A 23,002-nucleotide genomic window follows, 5' to 3' on the forward strand; every position below is an offset into this window, starting at 1 on the left:
ATCAGTTAGGGACGTGAGCCTCGTGCCCGAGGTGGCGTAGCGCTGCTCGAAGCTTGTCGGCAGCCTCGTCCTGTGACTCCGCGGACGGGTTCGGATCCGCACCGGAGATATCGAAATTGCCCATGTCGTACGCCGGAAACACGTGCAGATGCAGGTGCGGCACCTCGAGACCGGCGATCAACAGCCCGGCCCTGGGCGCGTCGAACGCCGTCCTGACAGCCTGACCGATGATCTGCGCGACGGCAGTGATCTTGGCGAACACGGCACCGTCGACGTCCTGCCACTGATCGATCTCCGCACGCGGAACCACCAACGTGTGTCCCTGAGTGACGGGGGCAATCGTCAGAAACGCCACGACGTCGTCGTCTTGCCAGACGAACCGTCCGGGAATCTCACCTGCGATGATCTTGCTGAAAATAGAAGCCATGGGGACAGAATGCCTTATGAGCTGTGCCTCTTGGTCACTCCGCAGGCTGCGCTCCTGTCCTCCCAGGTGATTGCCAGGTTCGTCGCAGCGTGGGTCCAGCTGCACACACGAGTGTTGCCTCATGACAACGAACTACCTCGCCCGAGCAGCAGGCCACCGGCCCGGCTCGAACGCAACGGCCACGCTCGAGGTGGTCATCCCGGTGTACAACGAAGAGGCGGATCTCGAGCAGTGCATTCGTCGACTGCACGAGCATCTCCAGGAAAGGATCCCGTTTCGGTCGCGGATCACCATCGCCGACAACGCAAGTACGGACTGCACCCTCGCGGTGGCGCATCGGCTAGCCGACGAGATCGACGGAGTTCGGGTTCATCACCTCGATGAGAAGGGACGCGGGCGGGCGCTCAAAGCGGTGTGGCTCGCGTCCGACGCCGACGTCGTTGCCTACATGGATGTCGATCTGTCCACCGACCTCAACGCCCTCATGCCGCTCGTCGCCCCACTGCTGTCGGGTCACTCGGACCTCGCCATCGGCTCTCGGCTGAACCGGTCGTCCCGGGTCGTTCGCGGAGTGAAACGTGAATTGATCTCGCGCAGTTACAATCTCATCCTGCGCACCTCGCTGCGCGCCCGCTTCTCCGACGCTCAGTGCGGGTTCAAGGCGATGCGCACCGATGTTGCTCGCCAGTTGCTTCCACTCGTCGAAGACACCGGATGGTTCTTCGACACCGAACTGCTGGTCATCGCCGAGAAGGTCGGCCTACGGATTCACGAGGTGCCGGTCGATTGGGTCGACGACCCCGACAGCAGCGTCCACCTCCTCGATACCGCCGTCAAGGATCTGCAGGGATGCTGGCGCGTCGGTCGGGCTCTTGCGACCGGAATGCTCCCCGTCGCCGAACTGCGTCGAAGCCTGGGACGGGAGCCGCTCGTGGCCGGTGTACCGCACGGAATGATCGGCCAGCTGGTGCGATTCGGCATCATCGGTGTCGCGAGCACCGTGGCCTACGCACTGCTGTATCTGGTGCTGCATCCCATGATCGGGGCACAGGCCGCGAACTTCGCCGGACTGCTCATCACCGCGGTACTGAACACAGCGGCCAACCGTGCCTTCACTTTCGGCGTCCGAGGGCCCGCGAGCGCGGGTAAGCACCAGCTGCAGGGTCTGGCGATCTTCGGTGTCGCGCTGCTGATGACCAGCGGCTCGCTCGCGGTACTGCACGCCTGGTCCCCGGACGTGTCGCGGCACGTCGAACTCGCCGTTCTCGTCGTCGCCAATCTCGTTGCCACCGTGTGCCGATTCGTCGCACTGCGGTGGGTCTTCCGTAGTCCGGAGTCCGATCTTTCGGTGTCCGATCTTTCGGTGTCCGATCCTTCGGGGGAGAACCGATGACCACGACGATCGAACGGCCGTCCGCGGCCGCGCCGACCGAGCCGGCGACCTCCCGGCGGTGGGAACTCCTGGGGTTGACCGCTCTGCTGATCGGCACGGGCGTGGCATACATCTGGGGACTCGGTGCCTCGGGTTGGGCCAACTCCTTCTATTCCGCAGCGATACAAGCAGGTTCGGTGTCGTGGAAGGCGTTCTTCTTCGGGTCCTCCGACGCGGCCAACTCCATCACCGTCGACAAGCCGCCGATGTCACTGTGGCTGATGTCGTTGTCGGTGCGGGTGTTCGGGCTGAACACCTGGGCGATGCTGGTGCCTCAGGCGCTCCTCGGAGTCGCCTCCGTTGCGCTGCTGCGAGCCGTCGTCGTGCGCCGATTCGGTGCGGCCGCCGGGCTGCTCGCGGGACTGGTGCTGGCGCTGACTCCCGTTGCCGCACTGATGTTTCGGTTCAACAATCCCGACGCGTTGCTGGTGCTGCTGATGATCGCCGCCGTCTGGGCCATGCTGCGAGGCGTCGAATCGGGAAAGACCAAGTTACTGTTGATCACCGGTATGTTCGTCGGATTCGGCTTTCTCACCAAGCAGCTTCAGGTGATGCTCGTCGTACCGCCGCTGGCGTTGACGTACCTGATCGCCGGGCCGCCCAAACTCGGCACCCGAGTGCTGCAACTGTTCGCCGCACTCGGAGCCATGATCGTCTCGGCCGGTTGGTGGTTGCTGATCGTCGAATTCTGGCCGGCATCCTCGCGGCCGTGGGTCGGTGGCTCGCAGAACAATTCGATTCTGGAACTGACTCTCGGCTACAACGGGTTGGGCCGACTCAGTGGCAACGAGACCGGCAGCGTCACCCCGGGCGGTGTCGGTGGCGGCGGCGGGTCGATGTGGGGCGAGACCGGCATCCTCCGCATGTTCGACGCCTCCCAGGGCGGCCAGATCGCCTGGCTCGTACCTGCCGCATTGGTGTTGCTGGTGACGGGACTGGTGTTGCGAGGCAAAGCCCCTCGCACCGATGCGCAACGCGCGTCGCTGATCGTGTGGGGCGCATGGCTGCTCGTCACCGGTCTGACGTTCAGTTTCATGGCCGGCATCTTCCACTCGTATTACACGGTCGCACTCTCGCCTGCCGTCGCTGCGCTCGTGGGTATCGGCAGTGTGATGGTCTGGCGCGAACGACAGCGGTTGTGGGTCCGGATCGCGATGGCGCTCGCGGCGGCGTCGACCGTCGCACTGGCGTGGGTGCTGCTCGGCCGTAGCGCGAGCTTCGTGCCGTGGCTGAAGTGGGCGATCCTGGTCGTCGGTGTGGTGGCGGTGGTGGCTCTGCTGATTCCGGCGCTCACTCGCGGCAGGCTCGCCGCGGTCGCGATTCTCGCGGTGATGTTTGCCGGACTGGCCGGGCCGACGGCGTACGCGGTGGACACGATCGGCACCCCGCACACCGGATCGATCGTGTCCGCCGGGCCGAACACCGGTATGCGCGGATTCGGCGGCATGGGTGAGGGCCGGCGCGGGCAGGGTGGAATGCAGCTGCCTCCCGGTGCACAGATGCCGGCCGGAATGCAGCCACCGGCGGGACTCCCGAGTCAGGCCGGCCAGCTGCCGGGCGGTGCCGAGATGGGCGGCATGGGTGGCGGTATGGGTGGACTGCTCGAGGGCAGCACCCCGACCGCCGAGGTCACCGCAATGCTCGAACAGGACGCCGGTTCGTACACCTGGGTGGCGGCGGCCATCGGTGCCAACACCGCGGCGGGTTATCAACTGGCCACCGAGGATCCCGTCATGCCCGTGGGCGGCTTCAACGGAACCGACCCGTCGCCGACCCTCGCCGAGTTCCAGCAGTACGTGGCCGACGGCCGAATCCACTACTTCATCGGAGGCGGCGGTATGGGCGGCAGGGAGTCGGGTTCCTCGGCCGAAATCTCGGCATGGGTGACCGAGAACTTCACCGCGACCACCGTCGACAACGTCACGCTGTACGACCTGACGCAGTAATCTCGCCATCCCCGACGGGCCCCGCATCACGACAGGTGCGGGGCCCGACGGTGTCGAGCAGATAGTCTGATGCACTGTGCGCGTACTCGTCATAGGTTCCGGTGCTCGTGAGCACGCCCTTCTACTTGCGTTGAAGGCCGACCCGTCGGTCGACAAACTGTTCGTCGCTCCCGGCAATGCAGGCACAGCCACGCTCGCCGAACAGCACGCCGTCGACGTGGCATCCGGTGAGGCGGTGACAGCACTGGCCACGAAGCTCGAGGTGGATCTCGTCGTCATCGGGCCCGAGGTGCCCCTGGTTCTCGGAGTGGCCGATTCTCTGCGCGAGGCCGGCATCGCCACGTTCGGCCCGTCGGCCGACGCCGCACGCATCGAAGGATCCAAGGCGTTCGCCAAAGACGTCATGGCAAAGGCCGGCGTGCGAACCGCACACAGCGAAATAGTCGACTCGCCCGCACTGCTCGATGCCGCCCTCGACCGATTCGGCCCCAACTGGGTCGTCAAGGACGACGGACTCGCAGCAGGCAAAGGCGTCGTCGTCACCACCGACCGCCTCGTCGCTCGCGACCACGCCGCCGAACTCCTCGAAAACGGTCACCCGGTACTGCTCGAGTCGTTCCTCGACGGCCCCGAGGTGTCCCTGTTCTGCCTCGTCGACGGCGAGACCGTGGTGCCGCTGCTGCCCGCGCAGGACCACAAACGCGTCGGCGACGGAGATACCGGCCCCAACACCGGGGGCATGGGCGCGTACACCCCACTCCCATGGTTGCCCGAGGGCGCGGTCGACGAGATCGTCCGTGATGTGGTGAAACCCGTTGCGGCCGAGATGGTGAAGCGTGGTGTGCCGTTCTCGGGTCTGCTGTACGCCGGCCTCGCGATGGGTGCCGACGGCCCGGCCGTCGTCGAATTCAACTGTCGCTTCGGTGATCCCGAGACACAAGCCGTACTCGCACTGCTCGACTCACCTCTGGGTGAGGCGCTGAACGCCACGGCCACCGGCACGCTGGCGTCACTGGCACCTCTGCGCTGGAAGGACGGCGCGGCGGTCACCGTCGTCATCGCCGCCGAGAACTACCCCGGTCGCCCCCGCACCGGTGACGAGATCCTCGGCTCCGAAGGCGAAGGCGTCCTGCATGCCGGCACCGCTGTGAAGGACGGCGCGGTCGTCTCCGCGGGCGGACGCGTGCTGAGCGTCGTCGGCACCGGGTTCGACCTCACCGCGGCACGTGATGACGCCTACTCCCGGATCGCGGGAATCCGTTTACCGGGCAGTCACTTCCGCACCGACATCGGCCTCGCTGCCGTGGAAGGGCGCATCTCGCTGTAGGTCGATGCACGCAAAGCAGGTGTGCTGAGTGTCCACTATTTGCCGTCGTGCACGGGATCCCAATCGTCGGGGCTGAAAGTGGACGCTGAGCCCAGTTGCTGGGGCTAGGTATGCTGAGTGTCCACTATTTGGCATAGCACACGGGATCCCGAGCGTCGGGGCTGAAAGTGGACGCTGAGCCCAGTTGTCCACAGGCATTCGCGTTGTCCACATTTCTCGGATCGGGCTCCCGCGAACAGTTCTCGAGCACAAAGCTGTTCGACCATGGGGGTATTCACGAGGCAGCAACTACTCGACAGTGGCGTCAGCGCAGGGGCAATCGACTATCGGGCCAGGGTCGGCACGCTGACCCGGCTGTTGCCGGGCGTCTACTGCACAGGAGAGCCGTCGTTCCGCGACCGATGCGTCGCCGCGACGTTATGGCAACCGGATGCAGTGCTCAGCCACCTGACTGCGGCGTGGTGGTGGAACCTGATCGATGACGAACCCGAACAGGTGCACATCACCGTGCCCCGCAGCACGCGAGCGCGGTGCCCTTCGTGGCTGCGCGCGTATCGTCGAACCATTCGGGAGACGAGTTTCGTCGACACCCTCCCTGTCGTGACGATCGAGCAGTGCATCGTCGACGTGTCGGCGTCACTCGGTGGGGCAGCCCTGGAACCGTTCGTCGACGCAGCGCTCAGCGGGTCCGTCAGCAAACGCGGATTGGCGCCGCAATGCGCGAAGTCGGCCGGAATGGCAGGAGTCACCGAAGCGAAGAAGCAGCTGCGACAGTGCTGCCCACGCACGCTCTCCGAACCGGAACGACTGGTGGCCCGCGCACTCACCGCGGCAGGCTACTTTCTCGAGATCAACGCGGCGGTGGGGCAGTACTTCGCCGATCTGTTGGACCGTCGAGCCCGGGTGATCATCGAGATCGACGGCCGTGAATTCCACAGCGCGCCGGGGGTGTTCACCAACGACCGAGTGCGCCAGAACGCACTGCAACTCGACGGGTGGCTCGTGCTGCGATACTCGGCCGCGCTGGTGATGACCGACCTCGACGCCGTGGTGCGCCAGATCATCGAGACCGTTCGACGTCGCCGGAAGGCACTGAGCTGAGTGTCCACTATGTGTGGCCGGAGGCGGGATCCCGTGCCTGCCGCGAAATTGTGGACAGTGAGCTCGCCTGTTCGGCTCCACTGTGCTGAGTGTCCACTATTTGTCGCTGGAGGCGCGATCCCGTGCTTGCCGCGGAATTGTGGGCAGTGAGCTCGCCTGTTCGGCCCGCGCAATCCTATGCCTGCCGCGAAATTGTGGACACTCTAGTCAGTAGTGTCGATGGAATGCACAGTGAATCCCAGCGATCGAAGGTCGAGCCGTTCCACGTGATGGATGTGTTCGCCGCGGCGGCCGAGCGGGCGCGTACTCACGGTGATGTGCTGTCGCTTGCCGCAGGTCAGCCGTCGACCAGGGCACCCGAGCCGGTGTTGCGCGCCACCCGAGACGCGCTGGATTCGCATCTGCTCGGGTACACCGAAACGCTGGGCATTCTGCCGCTACGGCAAGCGATCGCGGAGTACCACAGCACGCGGTACGGCATCACCGTCGAGGCCGGCGACGTGGTGATCACCACTGGGTCGTCGGGCGCATTCACGTTGTTGTTCCTCGCGGCGTTCGACGCGGGGGATACCGTCGTCATGGCCAGGCCCGGGTACCCGGCGTATCGAAACACGTTGGCGGCGTTGGGCTGTCGCGTCGTCGAACTGGATTGTGTGGAGGAGACACGATTCCAGCCCACCGTCGCGATGCTCGACGAACTACCGGAGCCGCCTGCCGGGCTCATCGTCGCCAGTCCGGCCAACCCCACCGGCACGATCATCGACGCCGACGAGCTGGCCGCAATCGCGCGCTGGTGCGACGAGCACGGAACACTGTTGATCTCCGACGAGATCTACCACGGCATCTCCTACGGCGAGGCGCACACGGCCAGTACCTGGGAGACATCGAAGGAATCCGTGGCAATCGGATCTGTGTCGAAGTACTTCTCGATGACGGGATGGCGGTTGGGCTGGATGTTGCTTCCGACCCGACTGCGCAGGGCCGTCGAACGATTGGCATCGAACATGACGGTCTGCCCGCCGGCGATCTCGCAGGTGGCGGCTGTTGCGGCGTTCGCCGAAGAGTCGCGCCGCGAGCTGGATTCGCATGTCGAGCGGTACGCCGTCAACCGCAGGATCCTGCTCGACGGTTTGCCTGCGTTGGGTATCACCGATCTGGCTCCGGCCGACGGTGCCTTCTACGTCTACGCCGACATCGCGCATCTCACCGACGACTCTCGTAGTTGGTGCGCCCGCGTGCTGGCCGAGACCGGTGTCGCGTTGGCACCCGGCGTCGACTTCGACACCGTCCGCGGGAACCACACGGTGCGATTCTCGTTCGCGGGCACCACGTCCGACGTCGAAGAAGCGTTGGAGCGACTACGTCGCATGTGAATGGAAACTCCTAGCAGGCTACGAGGCAGGAGTGGAGCCTGCGGAACGACAGGAAAGCGCTGCGCTCACATGCGGCGCAGCCGCTCCAGCACCTCGTCGATGTCGGCGGCGGACACGTCGCGATGCGTCACGAAGCGCACCTTGCCGGCGACGGTGACGGCGGCGATGCCCAGATCGGCCAGCTCGGTCACCGTCCGAACAGGATCGGCGACGGCGGCGAGCACGATGTTCGTCTGGGGTTCCGCGACCTCCCAGCCGCGTTCGCGAAGGCCGCGTGCCAGCGTCGAGGCATTTGCGTGATCCTCGGCGAGATCGCCGATTCGATCAAGGGCGACGAGCCCTGCCGCAGCGAGAACGCCGCCCTGACGTACGCCGCCGCCCAACATCTTTCGCACACGCCGGGCCTCGTGGATTCGCGCGGCATCGGAGACGAGCATCGAGCCGACGGGTGCGCCGAGCCCCTTGCTCAGGCATACCTGCACCGTGTCTGCGCCGGTGGTCAACGACGCGATCGGAACATCGAGTGCCACAGCGGCATTCCACAGCCGAGCCCCGTCGAGGTGAATTCTCAATCCCGAGTCACGTCCGGCCGCAACGAGTTCCGCCCACTCGTCCGGTCTCAACACGGCACCGCCGGCGAAATTGTGTGTGTTCTCGAGCGAGAGCAATGTGGTCCGCAGGGCGAAGTACGGCCCGACGCCGCCGGCTACCGCACGCACCGTCGACGCAAGGGGGCGTCCGGGGCCACCGTCGTGGGGAAGTGCCTCGGGCATTCCGCCCGCCAACCAGGCTGCGGTGCCGAGCTCGGAGCCCAGGACGTGCGCGTGCTCCGGGGCCAGGAATCGATCGCCGCGCTGCAGATGGAGCATCAGCGCGATGATGTTGCCCATCGAACCGGACGGCACCCACAGCGCCGCCTCGAAGCCGAGCAGATCCGCCACTCTTTCCTCGAGCGCCGCCATCGTCGGATCGTGGTCGAGGACGTCGTCACCCACTTCGGCGTCGGCCATTGCTTGTCGCATGATCGAATCTGGTCGGGTGATGGTGTCGGAGCGGAGGTCGATAGGTCGATGAGCCACGAACACTGACAATTCCATAGCGCGAAAGCAGTCCGACGAACGGCTGCGAGCTGGCACGATGACTGGAATGTCCGCAGGTCCGACCGAGTCGCAGCACAAGGTGTCGGGTGCGACTCCGAAGGGAGTGCGCCGCCGCCACGCTCTGGCGTCGGCGGCTGCAGACCTGCTGGTCGAGGGTGGATTCGACGCGGTTCGGCACCGGTCGGTGGCCGCTCGCGCCGGACTGCCGTTGGCGTCGACCACCTACTATTTCGAGTCGCTCGGCGACTTGGTGGCCGCGGCGGTCGACGTCGTCGGGACCCGCGAGATCGACGTCATGCGCGGACGTATCGACGACGAGGGCAAGTGCTCGCAGAAGATGGAGTCGACGGTCGATCTCATCGTCGACCTGCTGATCGGGCCGCAGGGCGGTCACGAGCAACTGGTCGCCAGATACGAGCGGTTCATCGCGTCGGCTCGGCATCCGGAACTTCGTGAGGTGCAGCTGAGGCTGCGTGCCCAGATCGACGACCTGCTGACCGATGTGCTGCGGCGATCGGGGCGAACCGTGCAGGAAGAGCAGCTACGACGACTCGTGGCAGTGGTCGACGGTGCAGTGGTGGGCGCGCTCAGCGAGGTGGATCCCGATCCGCGCGAAATGGCGCGGAGCATGCTGTTGGCGGTCATCGACATCGTGGCACCGGCGGAACAGGTGTCGGCCGATTGACTCAGGCCCCCTCAGGTCGGAGTCAATCAGGCCGGCGTGTTCAACCCGAAGTCGTTCTCGCCCGAGTCTGCGTCTCGGATCGGCGGCACCTCGCACACACCGTCCTCGCAGACGGGGCCGCGGTCGTCGCCGACCATCTCCAAGTCGCCGACCATCTCCAACGGGCCGCTCATGCGCCGGCCGCGGCCTTCTGCAGGACTTCGGCGAACACCGACGGTTCCTGTGCGCCCGACACACCGAGGCGACCGTCGATCACGAAGAACGGCACACCACTGATTCCGTAGGCGATGGCCTGCTCCTTGTCCGCGCGCACGGCGGGCAGGTATTCCTCGGACTTCAGCGCCTCGACCACCTCGTCACGATCGAGGCCGATCTCCGCGGCCAGGTCGGCGAGGTCGTCGACGCGTCCGACGTGGCGGCCCTCCTCGAAGTAGGCCGCCAGCAGCCGTTCCTTCATCTCGACCTGCTTGCCCTTCGACTTGGCGAAGTGCAGGAGTTCGTGCGCCTTGACGGTGTTGGTGTGCTGCAAGGCGTCGAAGTCGTACGCGAGCCCCTCGCCTGCGGCCAGCTCGGTCATCTGCCCCAACATCTGCGTGACCTGGGCGGCCGGCATGCCTTTGTGGGAGACAAGGAAGTCGACTTCGGTGCCGTCGAAGTCGACCGGTGTGTCGGGTGCCAGCTCGAACGAGTGGAACTCCACCTCGAGCGCCCCGCCATCGGCGATGAACTCCGCAGCGCCTGCCTCGAAACGGCGCTTACCGACGAAGCACCACGGGCACGCGATATCGGACCAGATGTCGACCTTCACTGTTCGGCTCACGGCGGCTGCAACATCGGAATGCGGTGCGGTTATTCCACGCTGCGGCGAGGCTCGGTCCGACGGCCGAATTCGAGTCCGACCTCATCCGAGACCGACAACTGCGCCACGTAAGCTGGATGCTCGTGAGCATCCCGAATGTCCTGGCCACCCGTTACGCAAGCCCCGAACTGGTGGAGCTGTGGTCTCCGGAATACAAGATCACGCTCGAACGGCAATTGTGGATTGCCGTGCTGCGCGCACAGTCCTCGCTCGGAGTCGACGTGCCCAACGCGGCCATCGCCGATTACGAGGCTGTCGCCGACCAGGTCGACCTGGCCTCCATCGCCGAGCGGGAGCGCGTCACCAGGCACGACGTGAAGGCTCGCATCGAGGAGTTCAATGCCCTCGCCGGTCACGAGCACATCCACAAGGGACTCACGAGCCGCGACCTGACCGAGAACGTCGAGCAGCTGCAGATTCTGCGGTCGCTCGAGCACGTCCACACCCATGGTGTCGCCGTGGCGAAGCGGTTGGCCGAACGCGCCGCCGAATACTCCTCCCTCGTCATGGCCGGCCGAAGCCACAACGTCGCCGCCCAGGCCACCACGCTGGGCAAGCGCTTCGCGTCGGCCGCCGACGAGCTGCTGCTGGCGCTGTCCCGGCTGCAGGAACTGATCGCGCGCTACCCACTGCGCGGCATCAAGGGCCCGATGGGCACCTCGCAGGACATGCTCGATCTGTTCGGCGGTGACTCCGCGAAGCTCGTCGCGCTCGAGCGCATCGTCGCCGATCATCTCGGCTTTCGGCACACGCTCACCAGCGTCGGCCAGGTGTATCCCCGCTCGCTCGATCACGAGGTCGTGTCCGCGCTGGTCCAGGTGGGTGCCGGGCCGTCGTCCTTCGCACACACCGTCCGTCTGATGGCGGGCCACGAGCTGGTCACCGAGGGCTTCCAGCCCGGCCAGGTCGGGTCGTCGGCGATGCCGCACAAGATGAACACGCGCTCGTGCGAACGCGTCAACGGCCTGCAGGTGGTGCTTCGCGGCTACGGATCTATGGCCGCCGAGCTCGCCGGAGCTCAGTGGAACGAGGGCGACGTCTTCTGTTCCGTCGTGCGTCGCGTCGCGCTGCCCGACGCGTTCTTCGCCATCGACGGTCTCATCGAGACCTTCCTGACCGTGCTCGACGAGTTCGGGGCGTACCCCGCCGTCATCGCCAAGGAACTGGATCGCTACCTGCCGTTCCTCGCGACGACCAAGGTGCTCATGGCCGCCGTACGTGCAGGCGTCGGCCGAGAGACCGCGCACGAGGCGATCAAGGAACACGCCGTCGCCGTCGCGCTGGCCATGCGTGAGCAGGGACTCGAGCCCGACCTGCTGGATCGCCTGGCTGCCGACGACCGCCTACCGCTCGACCGCGCTGCACTCGATGCGGCGCTGGCCGACAAGACGGCCTTCGTCGGTGCAGCGGACGCACAGGTCAGTGCGGTCGTCTCGGCCGTGGAGCGGCTGATCGCGAAGTTCCCAGCCGGTGCGGCCTACAGCCCGTCGCCGATTCTCTGAGTTCTCTGTTGTGAGTGGAAACTCGTAGTGGGCTACGAGTTTCCACTCACATCAGGACGTCGGGCAGGTCTGCGACGGAATCGATCACGTGATCGGGTTCCATCGCGAATTCGTCGGTGATGCGTCGATCCAGCACGTCCTGACGGAACTTTCCGGTGCGCACCAGAACACCGGTCATGCCGACGACCTGAGCGGCGAGGACGTCGTTGTCGAGGTCGTCGCCGACCATGACGACGTCGTCCGGGTCGACGCCCATCCGCTCGGACGCCGTGCGGAAGCCCAGGGGAGCGGGCTTGCCGATGGCTTTCGCGGCGTGTCCGGACGCTTGCTCCATCCCGGCGAGGTACATGCCGGTGTCGATGCGCAACCCGCCACCGGTACTCCACATCAACGATCGATGCATCGCGACGACGGGAATGCCGCGACACAGCCAGTCGTAGACGCGACTGAGCCGCTCGTGCGTGAACTCCGGGCCGGCACCGCCGACGACCACGACATCCGGATCCACGGACGACTCGTCGACGAATTCGATGCCCGGCATATCGGCCGCGATCTCGCCGTTGTTGATCATGACCACCCGAGCATCCGGGTAGTTCTCGCGTAGATGATCCGCGGTGAGCGACGCGGCGGTGACGATCTCGTCGGAATGGACGTCGAGTCCGACGTCGCGCAATGCCGCCGCTATCTGCTCGCGCGTCTTCGAGGTCGTGTTGGTCAGGAACGCGCGTGCAATGTCGTTGTTGTCCAGGTACTTCAGCGTCGCGGCTGCTCCGGGTACCGCCTGCCACGACGTGACGAGTACGCCGTCGATGTCGAAGAGAACCCCGCCGATGCTCATCGGCAAACAGTAGTCGGGTCGAGTGAGTCGCGCAGTTTCAGCAGTCGCGGTGTAGTTCGTGCAGTCTGCGCTCACGCCTAGGCTCGATGCCGTGAACCCCTACACGATTTTCTCCGAGATCATTGCCGGGACCGCCGAGGCGTCGCGCGTCCACGAGGACGACACCGCGATCGCGTTCATGGACATCAGGCCTCTCACCACCGGGCATGTGCTCGTGGTGCCCAAGCAGCAGTATCGGACGCTGGCCGAGTTGCCGCCCGAGATCGGTGCGCATCTGTTCGTCGTCGGGCAGAAGGTGGCTGCCGCTGTGCGAGCGAGTAATCCGCGGGTCGCCGGGGTGAACCTGTTCCTCGCCGACGGCACGGTGGCAGGTCAGGAGATCTTCCACGTGCATCTGCACGTCATCCCGCGCATGATCGGCGACGGATTCGGCCTGCGGGCTCGGCCGTCGTCGCCGCATCGATCCGAACTCGACCGACTGGCGGCCGAGATCGCGGCCGCGCTTACTCGGCAGTGACCTTCTGCGCCTTGGACAGTGCGTCGGCGTAGACGTCGATGGTGTTGGTGTAGCGGCTGTAGCTCTTGTTGGCGCCGTAGTCCCACAGCACCATCTGTTGCTTCTCGACGGCGGAGATGGTGTCGAAGCCGGGGTAACGGCTCGGGATGTCGGCAAGCTTCACGTCGGATGCGTTGGCAACGTCGTGGTAGACGAACGCGACATCGGCATCGACACTCGACACGTTCTCCCAGGACACCTTCTTCCAGTAACCGTCGTCGGTGCCGTCGGGGGTGTACATCTTCAGGCCCCAGCTTTCGTAGTCGCTGAAGTCGGGATCCGCCGACGGATCGAGTACGTAGGCGACGTCGAGTGGCCAGACGCCGACTCCGGTGAGGTCCTGACGTTCGGACGCAACCTTCTTGAAGTTGGTGACAGCAGCGTCGTAGTCGGACTTGATGTCTGCCAGTTGTGGGGTGTCGAGGTCGACGCCGAGCGACGACGCCAACCCGGCGTAGTTCTCGATGGTCTTCGCGGTCGACGTCGTGTCCAAGGTGACCCCCAGGGTGGGAGCGATCCGATCGATCGTGTCGGCCTTGGACGAATCGGCCGTCGTGGTCAACTTGCCGAACTGGCCGAATCTCGGGTTGAACTCACCGATGACGAGATCCGGGTCCAGGCTGGCGGCTTTCTCGAAATCGAAGGTGCCCCAGGTCTCGCCGACCGATTCGATGCCCGTCAGATCGGAGCAACTCAGAATCGGGCTGGTGCCCATCGGCGTTGTCGACCAGATGGCGATCGGCTTGATTCCGTACGACATCAGCGCAGCGGCGGATTCCTCGTCGGCGATGATTCTGGTCGGTTGTGCATCGAGGGACACGGTCCGTCCGCGGCCGTCGGTGTACGTGAACGGTCCGGACGCTCGGTCGACCGAATCGACGCGGTCGTTCGCACTGCACGCGGCGGGGTTCGCGTTCAGGTCGACGGTCTGGGTGCCGGCGTCGTCGCTGCCGGTGGTGCCACTGCTGCACGCGGCAGCGGCGAGAAGCACGAGAACCGCGATGCCTCCGGTGAGGGCGCCGGGGTGCGGAGCCGAATCTGCCCGAAGTCGGTGTCACGTGTCTGCTTTCGTCGAGGCCGAGATGGCCGATGTCGAGTGGAGCGCCGTTCTTCCTGGTGTCGAGGTAGGGGCCGAGGGCACCCTCCTCGCGGTGGCCCACAGATGCTAGCCTCCTCAGGGTCGACTAAGCGAGGGTAGCCTTTCCTTATGGACGGGCTCTGGATATCGCCTGGTCGCGCGCATACGCAACACAGTCGATCGAAGGGGACTCACCGGATGGATCAGCGGGGAATCGGACGGGACGAACTGCGGGCGGTGGTTGCAGAACTGATCGGTGCGGAACCCGGGGCTGTGTCGATGGACGCGGATCTGTTCGAGCTCGGTCTCGAATCGATCGTTCTGATGCGGTTGGTCGGGAGATTCCGCAAGCAGGGGTCGACGGTGACGTTTGCCGAGCTCGCTGCGCAGCCGAACATTTCTGCCTGGTCCGAACTGATCGGTGGTTCGGCCGAATCGAGTTCCCGAAACCCCGAGCGGCAATCGACTCTGGTCGAACCGGACACGTCGGAGTTCGATCTCGCACTGTTGCAGCACGCCTACTGGATCGGGCGCAGTGCCGAGCAGCGGTTCGGCGGGGTCGCACCGCATCTCTACACCGAATTCGACGGCGAGGCAGTGGATCCCGATCGACTACGTGCGGCGCTCGATGCCGTCGCGCAACGGCACGAGATGTTGCGGGCCCGGATTTCGGACAACGGACAGCAGCGCATCGAACCGACCTCGGGGTGGCGCGGGTTGACGGTCCACGACCTACGATCCGAGTCCGACCCGACCGACCGCCTCGAAGAAACGCGGCTCCGTCTGACCCACCAGATGCTCGATATCGAAGCGGGCGAGATGTTCTCGGCCGATCTGTCGCTCCTGCCGAACGGTCGCACGCGTCTGCACCTGGACATCGACATGATCGCCGGCGACGCAGTGAGTTTCCGTATTCTGGTTGCAGACCTGGCGCGGGCCTACGACGGCGATCCCCTCCGGGCAATCGAGTACAGCTATTCGCGGTACCTCGCCGATCGCCCGATCGATCGACGCAGCGCCCGTGCTCAGGCCGAACGCTACTGGTCCGAGCGCGTCGACTCACTGCCCGGTGCGCCGACTCTTCCGTTGCTGGAACATGATTCGGGCGCTCCGGTAGCGTTGCGTCGGGCATTTCATCTCGACTCCGCGGCATACGGCGATCTCCAGACGCACGCCAGAGCCCACGGAGTCACCCCGGCGGTGGCAGTGGCCACGGCGTTCGCCGAGGTGATCGGTGCCTGGTCTCGTGAACAACGGTTTCTGCTCAACGTGCCCATGTTCGATCGCGCTCCGACGCATCCCGACGTCGAGAATCTCATCGGTGACTTCTCGTCGTCGGTCATGCTGGAAGTCGATCTGAGCGAGCCGCTCTCGTTCGTCGAACGTTCCCGTCGGATCCGGTCCCGACTGCACGAAGACGCCTCGCACGCCGACTATTCCGGAGTCGAGGTGCTACGCGACCTCGGCCGCCGTCGAGGAGAGCCGGTGCTGGCTCCCGTCGTCTTCACGAGCGCGCTCGGTTTGGGCGAGTTGTTCGACGCTCGCGCGCGGCAGGTCTTCGGTGATCCGGTGTGGATCATGTCGCAGGGGCCGCAGGTGGTTCTCGACGCGCAGATCACCGAACTCGACGGTGGCGTGTTGGTCAACTGGGACATACGCGAGAACGAGTTCCTCCCAGGAGTTCCCGACGCGATGTTCGACGCGTTCGAGACGCTGGTTCGCGCACTCGTGGTCGACGGTGACTCCGTGTGGGCGGAGCCTGTGGGTCAGCTGGTTCCACCGCGTCAGCTGATGTCGCGAACTCCGGCAGCCGATGTACCCCGAACGGACGCATCGCAGTCGGCCGGGAACGAGACTCTGCACCGCGCCTTCTTCGATCGCGCGTCGCAGCATCCCGACGCGCTGGCGCTCGAGTGGGGCGAGAACGGGTCGATGACGTACGGAGACCTACGAGATCGTGCTCTGAAAGTAGCTGCTGCGCTGACCGATCGCGGCGTGGGGGTGGGCGACACGGTGGGGGTGACGCTGCCGAAGGGGCCCGATCAAGTGGTCGCAGTTCTCGGTGTGCTCGCCGCGGGCGGGGTGTACGTACCGATCGGCGTCGACCAACCGTCGAGCCGTGCTGCGCTGATCGCCCGAAAAGCGGGGTTCACGGTGACGATCGGCGGGTCGGGCGACGACGGTCTCGCGGTGTCCCACGCGATCCTGAGTGAGCCTCGGCCCGCCCCGCACCTCGGCCCCGACACCGCGCCCGCGTACATGATCTTCACCTCCGGCTCCACGGGTGAACCGAAAGGTGTTGTGGTCTCGCATCGAGCCGCGATGAACACGATCATGGATCTGGTCGAACGTTTCGACCTGAACGAGGGCTACCGTCCATTGTGCCTGTCCGAGTTGGACTTCGACCTGTGCACGTTCGACCTGTTCTCGGTGTTCGCGGCCGGCGGTACGGCCGTGCTCATCGAGGAACACGAGCGCAAGGATCCGCAGCGCTGGGCCGCGCTGATTCGTGCGCATCGCGTCACGGTGATCAGCTGCGTGCCCCCGCTGCTGGACATGATCCTGTCCACCGGTGACGATGTGGGCGGTTCGCTCGAGGTCGTCATGCTCGGCGGCGACAAGGTGAGTATCGACCTTTACCGGCGGCTGACGGCGGCGGTTCCCGGATGTCGGTTCGCCGGACTCGGTGGCGCTACGGAAACCGCGATCCACAACAGCATCTGTGAGGTCGTGGACGTCGATCCAAACTGGCGCACAGTCCCGTTCGGGGTGCCGCTCGCGTCGACGGCTCTTCGGGTGGTCGATGCGCGTGGGAACCAGGTGCCGGACTGGGTGCCCGGTGAGTTGTGGGTCGCGGGCGTCGGTCTCGCCGACGGCTATCTGGGCGATCCCGAGCGTACGAACGAGCGCTTCGTCGAGGCCGACCGCTACCGCTGGTACCGCACCGGAGACCTGGTTCGGTACTGCCCCGGCTCGATGGCCGAGACCGGCTCCATGGTCGAATTCGTGGGCCGTGTGGACAACCAGATCAAGATCAACGGATTTCGGATCGAACTCGGAGAGATCGAAGCGGCACTCACCGCGGATCACGAGGTGGCCAGTGCCGCAGCCGTTGTCGACCGCACCGCAGCTCCGATCCTGCTGGCCGCCGTGGTGCCGACCGATCGAGACGCGGATCCCCGTGAGACGGTAGCGGCCGTGAGGGCCAGGGCCGCCGAGCGTCTCCCAGCGCACATGGTGCCGGAGCAGATCGTGACGGTCTCCGCGCTGCCGCTGACCGTCAACGGCAAGATCGACTCCGCTGCCGTCGTCCGGCTGTGTCGCGCAGCGGGAGAAAGCGAACGGGTCGATGCCCGGATTGCGCCCAGAACTCACCTCGAAAGCGCCCTCGCCCTGATCTGGCAGAAGGTACTCGGGGTCGACGGCATCGGTGTGACGGACACGCTCTTCGCGCTCGGCGGCGATTCCGTCCTGGCGACGACCATCGTCGCCCGCATTCGCGAGTCCTTCGACATCACGTCGGTCACCGTGCGCATGATGTTCGCGGCACCCACCGTGGCCGGGCTCGCGGACCGGATGATCGGCGCAGAAGGTGACGCAGAATTCCTCGAGGCCACCGCCGAGATCTTCCTGTCGGTCGAAGCGATGTCGGAGGACGAACTGTCGGCCGCGCTCGAACACCATTCCTGACCCGCTTCGCATTCCCGGAGGACGAGAATCCATGGTGCAGAACATGACCGAACTTGCCGAGCCGGACGCCGACGTCGACGCTTTCGTGCCGTTCGGCGACGAGCGTGCCCGCAGGTACCTCGACGCCGGGTTGTGGCGAGGTGAAACCCTTCCGGAGGTGTTCGCAACGTGGGCGACGCAGTTCGGCCCTTCGAGGGCGGTCGTCGACGATCGCACGGAGCTGACGTACGACGAGTTGCTTCGACGAGTGCGGAGCGGCGCAGCCGGATTCGCCGATCGCGGCATCGAACCGGGCGACCGGGTGGTCGTGCAATTGCCGAACTCCGTGAACTTTGCGGTCGTGCTGTTCGCATTGCTCGAATGCGGAGCGATCCCGGTGCTGACGCTGCCTGCACATCGCCGACGTGAGATCACCCATCTCGCCGCCACCGCATCGGCGGTGGCGTACGTGATCTCCGATCGGGACGGCGACTTCGACTTTCGCGGACTCGCCGATGAGGTCCTCGCGTCGGTGACGAGTGTTCGGCACGTCTTCGTCGACAGTTCCGGACCCGAATCGAACGGCGGCGGGTCCCATACCTCTCTGTCCGCGGTGGCCGGGGTGCCCCGACAGTTTCCGCGCGCCCGGCCGACCGATCCTGCCTTACTGCTGGTCTCCGGTGGCACGACGGGATTGCCCAAGCTGATTGCCCGTACGCACAACGATTACGAATACAACGCCAGGGCCAGTGCGGAGGTCTGCGCTCTCGGTCCCGAGGACGTGTATCTCGTCGTTCTCCCTGCCGCACACAACTTTCCGCTCGCATGCCCCGGGCTGCTCGGTGCCCTCGGGGTAGGGGCAACGGTGGTGTTCTCCGGCAGTGCCAGCCCAGACCACGCGTTCGCGCTGATCGAGAGGTATCGCGTGACGATCACGGCGTTGGTTCCGACGTTGACTCATCTGTGGTGCGAGGCAACGGAATGGGAGGATGCAAACCTGTCCAGCTTGCGGTTGTTGCAGGTCGGGGGAGCGAAGCTGGCACCGGAGGTCGCCAAGCTGGTCGAGCCCGCGCTCGGATGCCGGCTGCAGCAGGTGTTCGGCATGGCCGAAGGACTACTGAACTACACCCGAGCCGAGGACAGCCCGGAACTGGTGATCGGAACGCAAGGCAGGCCGTTGTCCCATCTGGACGAGGTGCGCGTCGTCGATGCGGACGGAAACGATGTATCGCCCGGGGAAGTCGGTGAATTGCTGACGCGGGGCCCCTACACCATCAATGGCTATTATTCTGCGGCAGAACATAATACGACTGCCATCACCCCGGATGGGTTCTATCGCAGTGGGGATCAGGTGCGCGAGCTCGAGTCGGGCCATCTCGTCGTCACCGGTCGCATCAAGGACGTGATCACCCGAAACGGCGAGAACGTCGCGGCCGACGAGCTCGAAGACCTGCTGCTCACCCATCCTGCAGTAGCGCGGGTCGCGGTGATCGGGGTGCCCGATGCCGCTGTGGGCGAAAGTGTCTGCGCAGTCGTGGTGCCGAACGGAAGTGGTCCGACCGTCGCCGACGTGCGGGCCTTCCTGACGGCGGCCGGCTGCGCCGGATTCAAACTGCCCGATCGCGTGGTGACACGAACATCGCTGCCCGTCACCGCCATCGGCAAAGTGGACAAGTCCTTGCTCGTCACACAGTGCACGCAACAGCAGCCGACTCGATGAAGGAACCCATGGATCTCGACGACGTCAGACGTAGGTTGGTGCAGGAGCGGTTGCGGCGTGCCCGAGGCGACGAGGCCGCACCCGAGGCGAGCCGCGGCCCACTCGCAGACGTCGAGTCCACCGAATTCGATTCGTTGAGGGAGCAATTCGGATCGATCGACGACGTCTGGCCACTGTCACCACTGCAGCTCGGGCTAGTCTTCCAGGTAGGTGTCGACGCCGATGCCACCGAGCTGTACACCGTCCGCACCGTCGTCGAGGTCGACCGCGTCCTCGACGACGACAGGATCAGGCGAGCTCTGCAATCGGTCGTCGATACCACCGCGGCGATGCGGACGGCCTTCGTGACGCCGGACGACACCGCGCCGGCCCAGGTCGTACTCTCTGCGGTGCAGGCACCGTTGACGGTGGTGGATCTCCGTGCGTGCCCGGCGAGCGAGGTGGACGATCGATGGAGCCGGATTCTCGCGGACGACCGGGCGCTCTCGTTCGACATCGCTGCGCCGCCACTGTTTCGGGTCACCCTGGTGCACCTTCCCGGAGGGGTCGACCGACTGTTGACCACCTACTGGTTCGGGTGCTTCGACGGCGGATCCTCGGCACTGCTCGTGGCTCGAGTCCTGGAGCAGCACGACGAGAACGGCACGCCCGTTACTACGGACCACGGCTACCGTGAGTATCTGCGTTGGCTGGCTTCTCGCGACCGTGCCGAGTCCGAGCAGGCGTGGCAGCGGTACTTCGGCGATATCGACAGCCCGACCTCGGTGGCTGCGGAGGCCACCCGCGGGGACGGTTCACCCCGCAGGATCGAACGCAGAGTGACGGCAGCGGTGTCCGGCGCGCTGGATCTGCACGCACGTCGATCCGGTTCGACTCTGTTCACGGTTCTCGCAGCGGCCTGGGCGAGTGTGTTGATGCGTGTGGTGGGGCGGTCCGATGTGGTGTTCGGTACCGCCGTCGCCGGTCGGCCCATGGATGTGGCCGGTTCCGACACCGCGATCGGCGCGTTCATCAGCACGGTGCCGATCCGGGTGACGGCAGGTGGATTCGATTCGGCCACCGATGTGGCTGCGCGCGTGCAGGATCAGCGTCTCGACCTGATGCCGCACGACACCCTCGGTCTCGGTGGAATTCAGCAGGCCATCGGTGCGGGGGCTCTGTTCGACACCCTGCTCGTCCTGCGTAACGCTGCCGGGCCTGCGGGACGACAAGAATCGACGTCGGCAGGGAACGAGCGCCGCGTGCGACACATCTCGACCGTCGATGGGTCCGAGTTCCCGGTGTCCATCGCAGTGGATCCCGGCGATGAACTGAACCTGTCGGTGACGTATCTACCCGATTCTGTGGACGACGAGCGTGCCCGATCGCTGCTCGACTCGTTCGCATCGGCACTCGATACCGTTGCAGCGCAGCCCGATCTGCCGATATCGCGCTGGCCGTCTGCCCCGGGCGACATGCCGAGTGTCGTCGAGAACGAGTTCGACGGCCGATCGGAACGACTGCAGGACAACACGATCGCCGAATTGCTCGCCGCACGCGCCGCGGCCGTTCCCGACGACATCGCGTTGGTGTTCGGAGACCGGCGGCTGACCTTCGGCGACCTCGACCGGCGGGTGAACGCCTGCGCACTGGCGCTGCTTCGCCGGGGTGCCGCTCCCGAACGCATCGTGGCCCTCGCTCTGCCGAGATCGGTGGAGATGGTGGTGGCCCTGTTCGCGGTGCTGCGTACCGGTGCCGCGTACCTGCCCCTCGAACTCGACTATCCGACAGAGCGTCTCGACGTCATGTTGGCCGACGCGCAACCGGCCGTTCTGGTGTCGACGGTGGACACGGAGAGTCGGGGATTGGCCACCACCGCCACACGGATGGTCGTCGACTCCCCTGAGTTCGCAACAGAGTTGGCGTACGACATCGACGCGTCGGAAGTCGAGGCGGCCACAGCGTCGGTCGGTTTTGCGTCCGGCACCGTCGGCCGACTCGAGCACCCCGCCTACGTCATCTACACCTCCGGCTCGACCGGAACACCGAAGGGCGTCGTCACTCCGTATCGCGGTCTGACGAACATGCAGATCAATCACCGGAACGAGATCTTCGCTCCCACCGTCGCCGTGGCAGGAGACCGCACCCTGCGGATCGCACACACGGTGTCGTTCTCCTTCGACATGTCGTGGGAGGAGTTGCTGTGGCTCGTCGAAGGTCACGAGGTACACATCTGCGACGAGGAATTACGCCGCGACGGTGAGGCATTGGCTCACTACTGCGAGCAGAACAGAATCGACGTGGTCAACGTGACGCCCACGTATGCCGGACATCTGCTCGATCTCGGACTGTTGGACGAACGCGACGGACATCGAATTCCCCTGGTCTTGCTGGGTGGTGAGGCGGTACCGGATGCACTGTGGAGTCGGCTCGACGGCATCGGCTACAACCTGTACGGGCCTACCGAGTACACGATCAACGCGCTCGGTACCGGAACAAGGGACAGCGTCGGGCCGTCCATCGGTTCGCCGATCCTGGGCACACGTGCGTCCGTCCTGGACCAGTGGCTACGGCCGGTCCCGATCGGTTCGGTGGGGGAGTTGTACCTCTCCGGTGTCGGTCTTGCGCGGGGCTATGTGAACCGATTCGGCGACACGGCAACGAGATTCGTGGCCGACCCCTTGACTCCGGGCGCACGGATGTACCGCACCGGTGATCTGGTTCGCATTCGAGCCGACGGTCTGTTCGACTACCTCGGTCGCGCGGACGACCAGGTGAAGATTCGCGGCTATCGAGTGGAGACCGCAGAGGTCGAACGCGCCGTGGCCGCATGCGAGGGTGTGGTGGGCGCGGTGGTGCGTACGGTGCAGATCGGGAGTGGTACTCGCGCCCTGGCCGCATACATCGTTCCTCGCGACGGCGGTACGACCGACACGTCCGTGCTGTTCGGTTCCATTCGAGACCGGCTGGCAGCGACGTTGCCCGAGTACATGGTGCCGACGTTGTTCGCTGCCCTGGAACGCATTCCGATGACGATCAACGGCAAGCTCGATGTGCGGGCTCTTCCGACCGTCGACGCCGTGGGCGGAGGCACGTTCGTACCGGCCCGAACGCCGGTGGAAACGATGTTGTGCGAGATCGTCGCGGCGGTTCTGGGTGTCGGACGCGTGGGGATCGACGACGACTTCTTCGCGCTCGGCGGCGACAGCATCACCTGCCTGGCCGTGGCATCGCGGGCGCGAAAGGCCTCGATTCCGCTGGCACCGCGTGAGGTGATGCGCAAGCGGACGGTGCGAATGTTCGGGGCGGAGCTCACACCGGACGCCGACGCACGCCCCGCTGTCCACGCCGCCGCCACGGTGGAACTGTCCCAGGACGAGCTCGACGAATTCGAAAGCAGTATGTGAGCA

Annotated in this window: 16 protein-coding genes and 2 pseudogenes; 12 read left to right on the forward strand and 6 right to left on the reverse strand. The window is 65.5% G+C overall.

From position 1 onward, the window contains the following. Position 1: 1 nt before the first annotated feature. Entirely contained in the window at positions 2-427 is a 426-nt protein-coding gene (locus ASH04_RS12660) for an HIT family protein (RefSeq protein ID WP_027495798.1), read from the reverse strand. Positions 428-548: 121 nt separating this feature from the next. On the opposite strand from ASH04_RS12660, the gene ASH04_RS12665 reads away from it, so the two are divergent. The 5 genes from ASH04_RS12665 (at position 549) to ASH04_RS12685 (ending at position 7,606) form a co-directional block, all read left to right on the forward strand. Beyond that, positions 549-1,820 carry a bifunctional glycosyltransferase family 2/GtrA family protein gene (locus ASH04_RS12665; RefSeq protein WP_057473653.1) on the forward strand — a complete coding sequence of 424 codons (1,272 nt, stop codon included), beginning with the start codon at positions 549-551 and terminating at the stop codon, positions 1,818-1,820. Next, complete coding sequence (locus ASH04_RS12670; RefSeq protein WP_057473654.1) at positions 1,817-3,805, forward strand: ArnT family glycosyltransferase; 1,989 nt, start codon at positions 1,817-1,819, stop codon at positions 3,803-3,805. The genes ASH04_RS12665 and ASH04_RS12670 overlap by 4 nt, the downstream gene beginning before the upstream one ends. Before the next feature lie 76 nt (positions 3,806-3,881). Then, positions 3,882-5,132, forward strand: coding sequence for a phosphoribosylamine--glycine ligase (gene purD, locus ASH04_RS12675; RefSeq protein ID WP_057473655.1), 1,251 nt, complete (start codon positions 3,882-3,884; stop codon positions 5,130-5,132). A gap of 264 nt (positions 5,133-5,396) precedes the next feature. After that, positions 5,397-6,233, forward strand: coding sequence for a DUF559 domain-containing protein (locus ASH04_RS12680; protein WP_032386388.1), 837 nt, complete (start codon positions 5,397-5,399; stop codon positions 6,231-6,233). A 224-nt stretch (positions 6,234-6,457) separates the two neighbouring features. Then, entirely contained in the window at positions 6,458-7,606 is a 1,149-nt protein-coding gene (locus ASH04_RS12685) for a pyridoxal phosphate-dependent aminotransferase (RefSeq protein ID WP_057473656.1), read from the forward strand. 65 nt (positions 7,607-7,671) lie between these two features. Here the strand turns inward: ASH04_RS12685 and ASH04_RS12690 are convergent, their stop codons facing one another. Continuing rightward, positions 7,672-8,685 carry a GntG family PLP-dependent aldolase gene (locus tag ASH04_RS12690; RefSeq protein ID WP_235579999.1) on the reverse strand — a complete coding sequence of 338 codons (1,014 nt, stop codon included), beginning with the start codon at positions 8,683-8,685 and terminating at the stop codon, positions 7,672-7,674. Positions 8,686-8,743: 58 nt separating this feature from the next. Here ASH04_RS12690 and ASH04_RS12695 point away from each other — a divergent pair, with 58 nt between their 5' ends. Next, on the forward strand, positions 8,744-9,391 hold the full coding sequence (locus ASH04_RS12695; RefSeq protein ID WP_032367536.1) for a TetR/AcrR family transcriptional regulator: 648 nt from the start codon (positions 8,744-8,746) through the stop codon (positions 9,389-9,391). Positions 9,392-9,417: 26 nt separating this feature from the next. Here the strand turns inward: ASH04_RS12695 and ASH04_RS26530 are convergent, their stop codons facing one another. Together ASH04_RS26530 and ASH04_RS12700 are read right to left on the reverse strand one after the other, a co-directional pair. Beyond that, positions 9,418-9,564, reverse strand: coding sequence for a hypothetical protein (locus ASH04_RS26530; RefSeq protein WP_155289570.1), 147 nt, complete (start codon positions 9,562-9,564; stop codon positions 9,418-9,420). Next, positions 9,561-10,211 (reverse strand): DsbA family oxidoreductase, encoded by a 651-nt coding sequence (locus ASH04_RS12700; RefSeq protein ID WP_057473658.1) that lies wholly within the window; start codon positions 10,209-10,211, stop codon positions 9,561-9,563. The genes ASH04_RS26530 and ASH04_RS12700 overlap by 4 nt, the downstream gene beginning before the upstream one ends. A 116-nt stretch (positions 10,212-10,327) precedes the next feature. Here ASH04_RS12700 and purB point away from each other — a divergent pair, with 116 nt between their 5' ends. After that, on the forward strand, positions 10,328-11,752 hold the full coding sequence (gene purB, locus ASH04_RS12705; RefSeq protein WP_032367933.1) for an adenylosuccinate lyase: 1,425 nt from the start codon (positions 10,328-10,330) through the stop codon (positions 11,750-11,752). A gap of 46 nt (positions 11,753-11,798) precedes the next feature. On the opposite strand, the gene ASH04_RS12710 is transcribed toward purB, so the two are convergent. Then, a complete protein-coding gene (locus ASH04_RS12710; RefSeq protein ID WP_057473659.1) occupies positions 11,799-12,590 on the reverse strand; it encodes an HAD-IIA family hydrolase in 792 nt (263 codons plus the stop codon). Positions 12,591-12,681: 91 nt separating this feature from the next. Between ASH04_RS12710 and ASH04_RS12715 the strand changes: the two genes are divergently transcribed. Next, the gene (locus ASH04_RS12715; RefSeq protein WP_027495809.1) at positions 12,682-13,107 is read left to right on the forward strand and encodes an HIT family protein; all 426 of its coding nucleotides are present in this window, start codon (positions 12,682-12,684) and stop codon (positions 13,105-13,107) included. Here the strand turns inward: ASH04_RS12715 and ASH04_RS12720 are convergent. Next, complete coding sequence (locus tag ASH04_RS12720; RefSeq protein ID WP_057473660.1) at positions 13,094-14,137, reverse strand: ABC transporter substrate-binding protein; 1,044 nt, start codon at positions 14,135-14,137, stop codon at positions 13,094-13,096. The genes ASH04_RS12715 and ASH04_RS12720 overlap by 14 nt on opposite strands. Positions 14,138-14,422: 285 nt before the next feature. Here ASH04_RS12720 and ASH04_RS12725 point away from each other — a divergent pair, with 285 nt between their 5' ends. From ASH04_RS12725 to ASH04_RS27550, 4 genes and pseudogenes are all read left to right on the forward strand, one after another. After that, positions 14,423-17,914: a non-ribosomal peptide synthetase gene (locus ASH04_RS12725; RefSeq protein WP_057473661.1), complete on the forward strand. Its 3,492-nt coding sequence runs from the start codon at positions 14,423-14,425 to the stop codon at positions 17,912-17,914. A 43-nt stretch (positions 17,915-17,957) separates the two neighbouring features. Then, the gene (locus ASH04_RS12730; protein WP_057473944.1) at positions 17,958-19,613 is read left to right on the forward strand and encodes a (2,3-dihydroxybenzoyl)adenylate synthase; all 1,656 of its coding nucleotides are present in this window, start codon (positions 17,958-17,960) and stop codon (positions 19,611-19,613) included. Between the two features lie 8 nt (positions 19,614-19,621). Beyond that, positions 19,622-21,034: pseudogene (locus tag ASH04_RS27545) on the forward strand (condensation domain-containing protein); the annotation flags it as partial. Between the two features lie 78 nt (positions 21,035-21,112). Continuing rightward, positions 21,113-22,900: pseudogene (locus ASH04_RS27550) on the forward strand (amino acid adenylation domain-containing protein); the annotation flags it as partial. Positions 22,901-23,002: the final 102 nt, after the last annotated feature.

The sequence above is a fragment of the Rhodococcus sp. Leaf233 genome, from assembly GCF_001426165.1.
Classification (GTDB): Bacteria; Actinomycetota; Actinomycetes; order Mycobacteriales; family Mycobacteriaceae; genus Rhodococcoides; species Rhodococcoides fascians.

Excerpts from the sequence above, each read along its gene's own strand:
- ASH04_RS12685 (WP_057473656.1), top strand. The coding sequence starts at position 6,458 with ATGCACAGTGAATCCCAGCGATCGAAGGTCGAGCCGTTCCACGTGATG.
- purB (WP_032367933.1), top strand. The coding sequence starts at position 10,328 with ATGCTCGTGAGCATCCCGAATGTCCTGGCCACCCGTTACGCAAGCCCC.
- ASH04_RS12665 (WP_057473653.1), top strand. The coding sequence starts at position 549 with ATGACAACGAACTACCTCGCCCGAGCAGCAGGCCACCGGCCCGGCTCG.
- ASH04_RS12680 (WP_032386388.1), top strand. The coding sequence starts at position 5,397 with ATGGGGGTATTCACGAGGCAGCAACTACTCGACAGTGGCGTCAGCGCA.
- ASH04_RS12725 (WP_057473661.1), top strand. The coding sequence starts at position 14,423 with ATGGATCAGCGGGGAATCGGACGGGACGAACTGCGGGCGGTGGTTGCA.
- ASH04_RS12730 (WP_057473944.1), top strand. The coding sequence starts at position 17,958 with ATGACCGAACTTGCCGAGCCGGACGCCGACGTCGACGCTTTCGTGCCG.
- ASH04_RS26530 (WP_155289570.1), bottom strand. The coding sequence starts at position 9,564 with ATGAGCGGCCCGTTGGAGATGGTCGGCGACTTGGAGATGGTCGGCGAC.
- ASH04_RS12695 (WP_032367536.1), top strand. The coding sequence starts at position 8,744 with ATGACTGGAATGTCCGCAGGTCCGACCGAGTCGCAGCACAAGGTGTCG.
- ASH04_RS12710 (WP_057473659.1), bottom strand. The coding sequence starts at position 12,590 with ATGAGCATCGGCGGGGTTCTCTTCGACATCGACGGCGTACTCGTCACG.
- ASH04_RS12660 (WP_027495798.1), bottom strand. The coding sequence starts at position 427 with ATGGCTTCTATTTTCAGCAAGATCATCGCAGGTGAGATTCCCGGACGG.
- ASH04_RS12670 (WP_057473654.1), top strand. The coding sequence starts at position 1,817 with ATGACCACGACGATCGAACGGCCGTCCGCGGCCGCGCCGACCGAGCCG.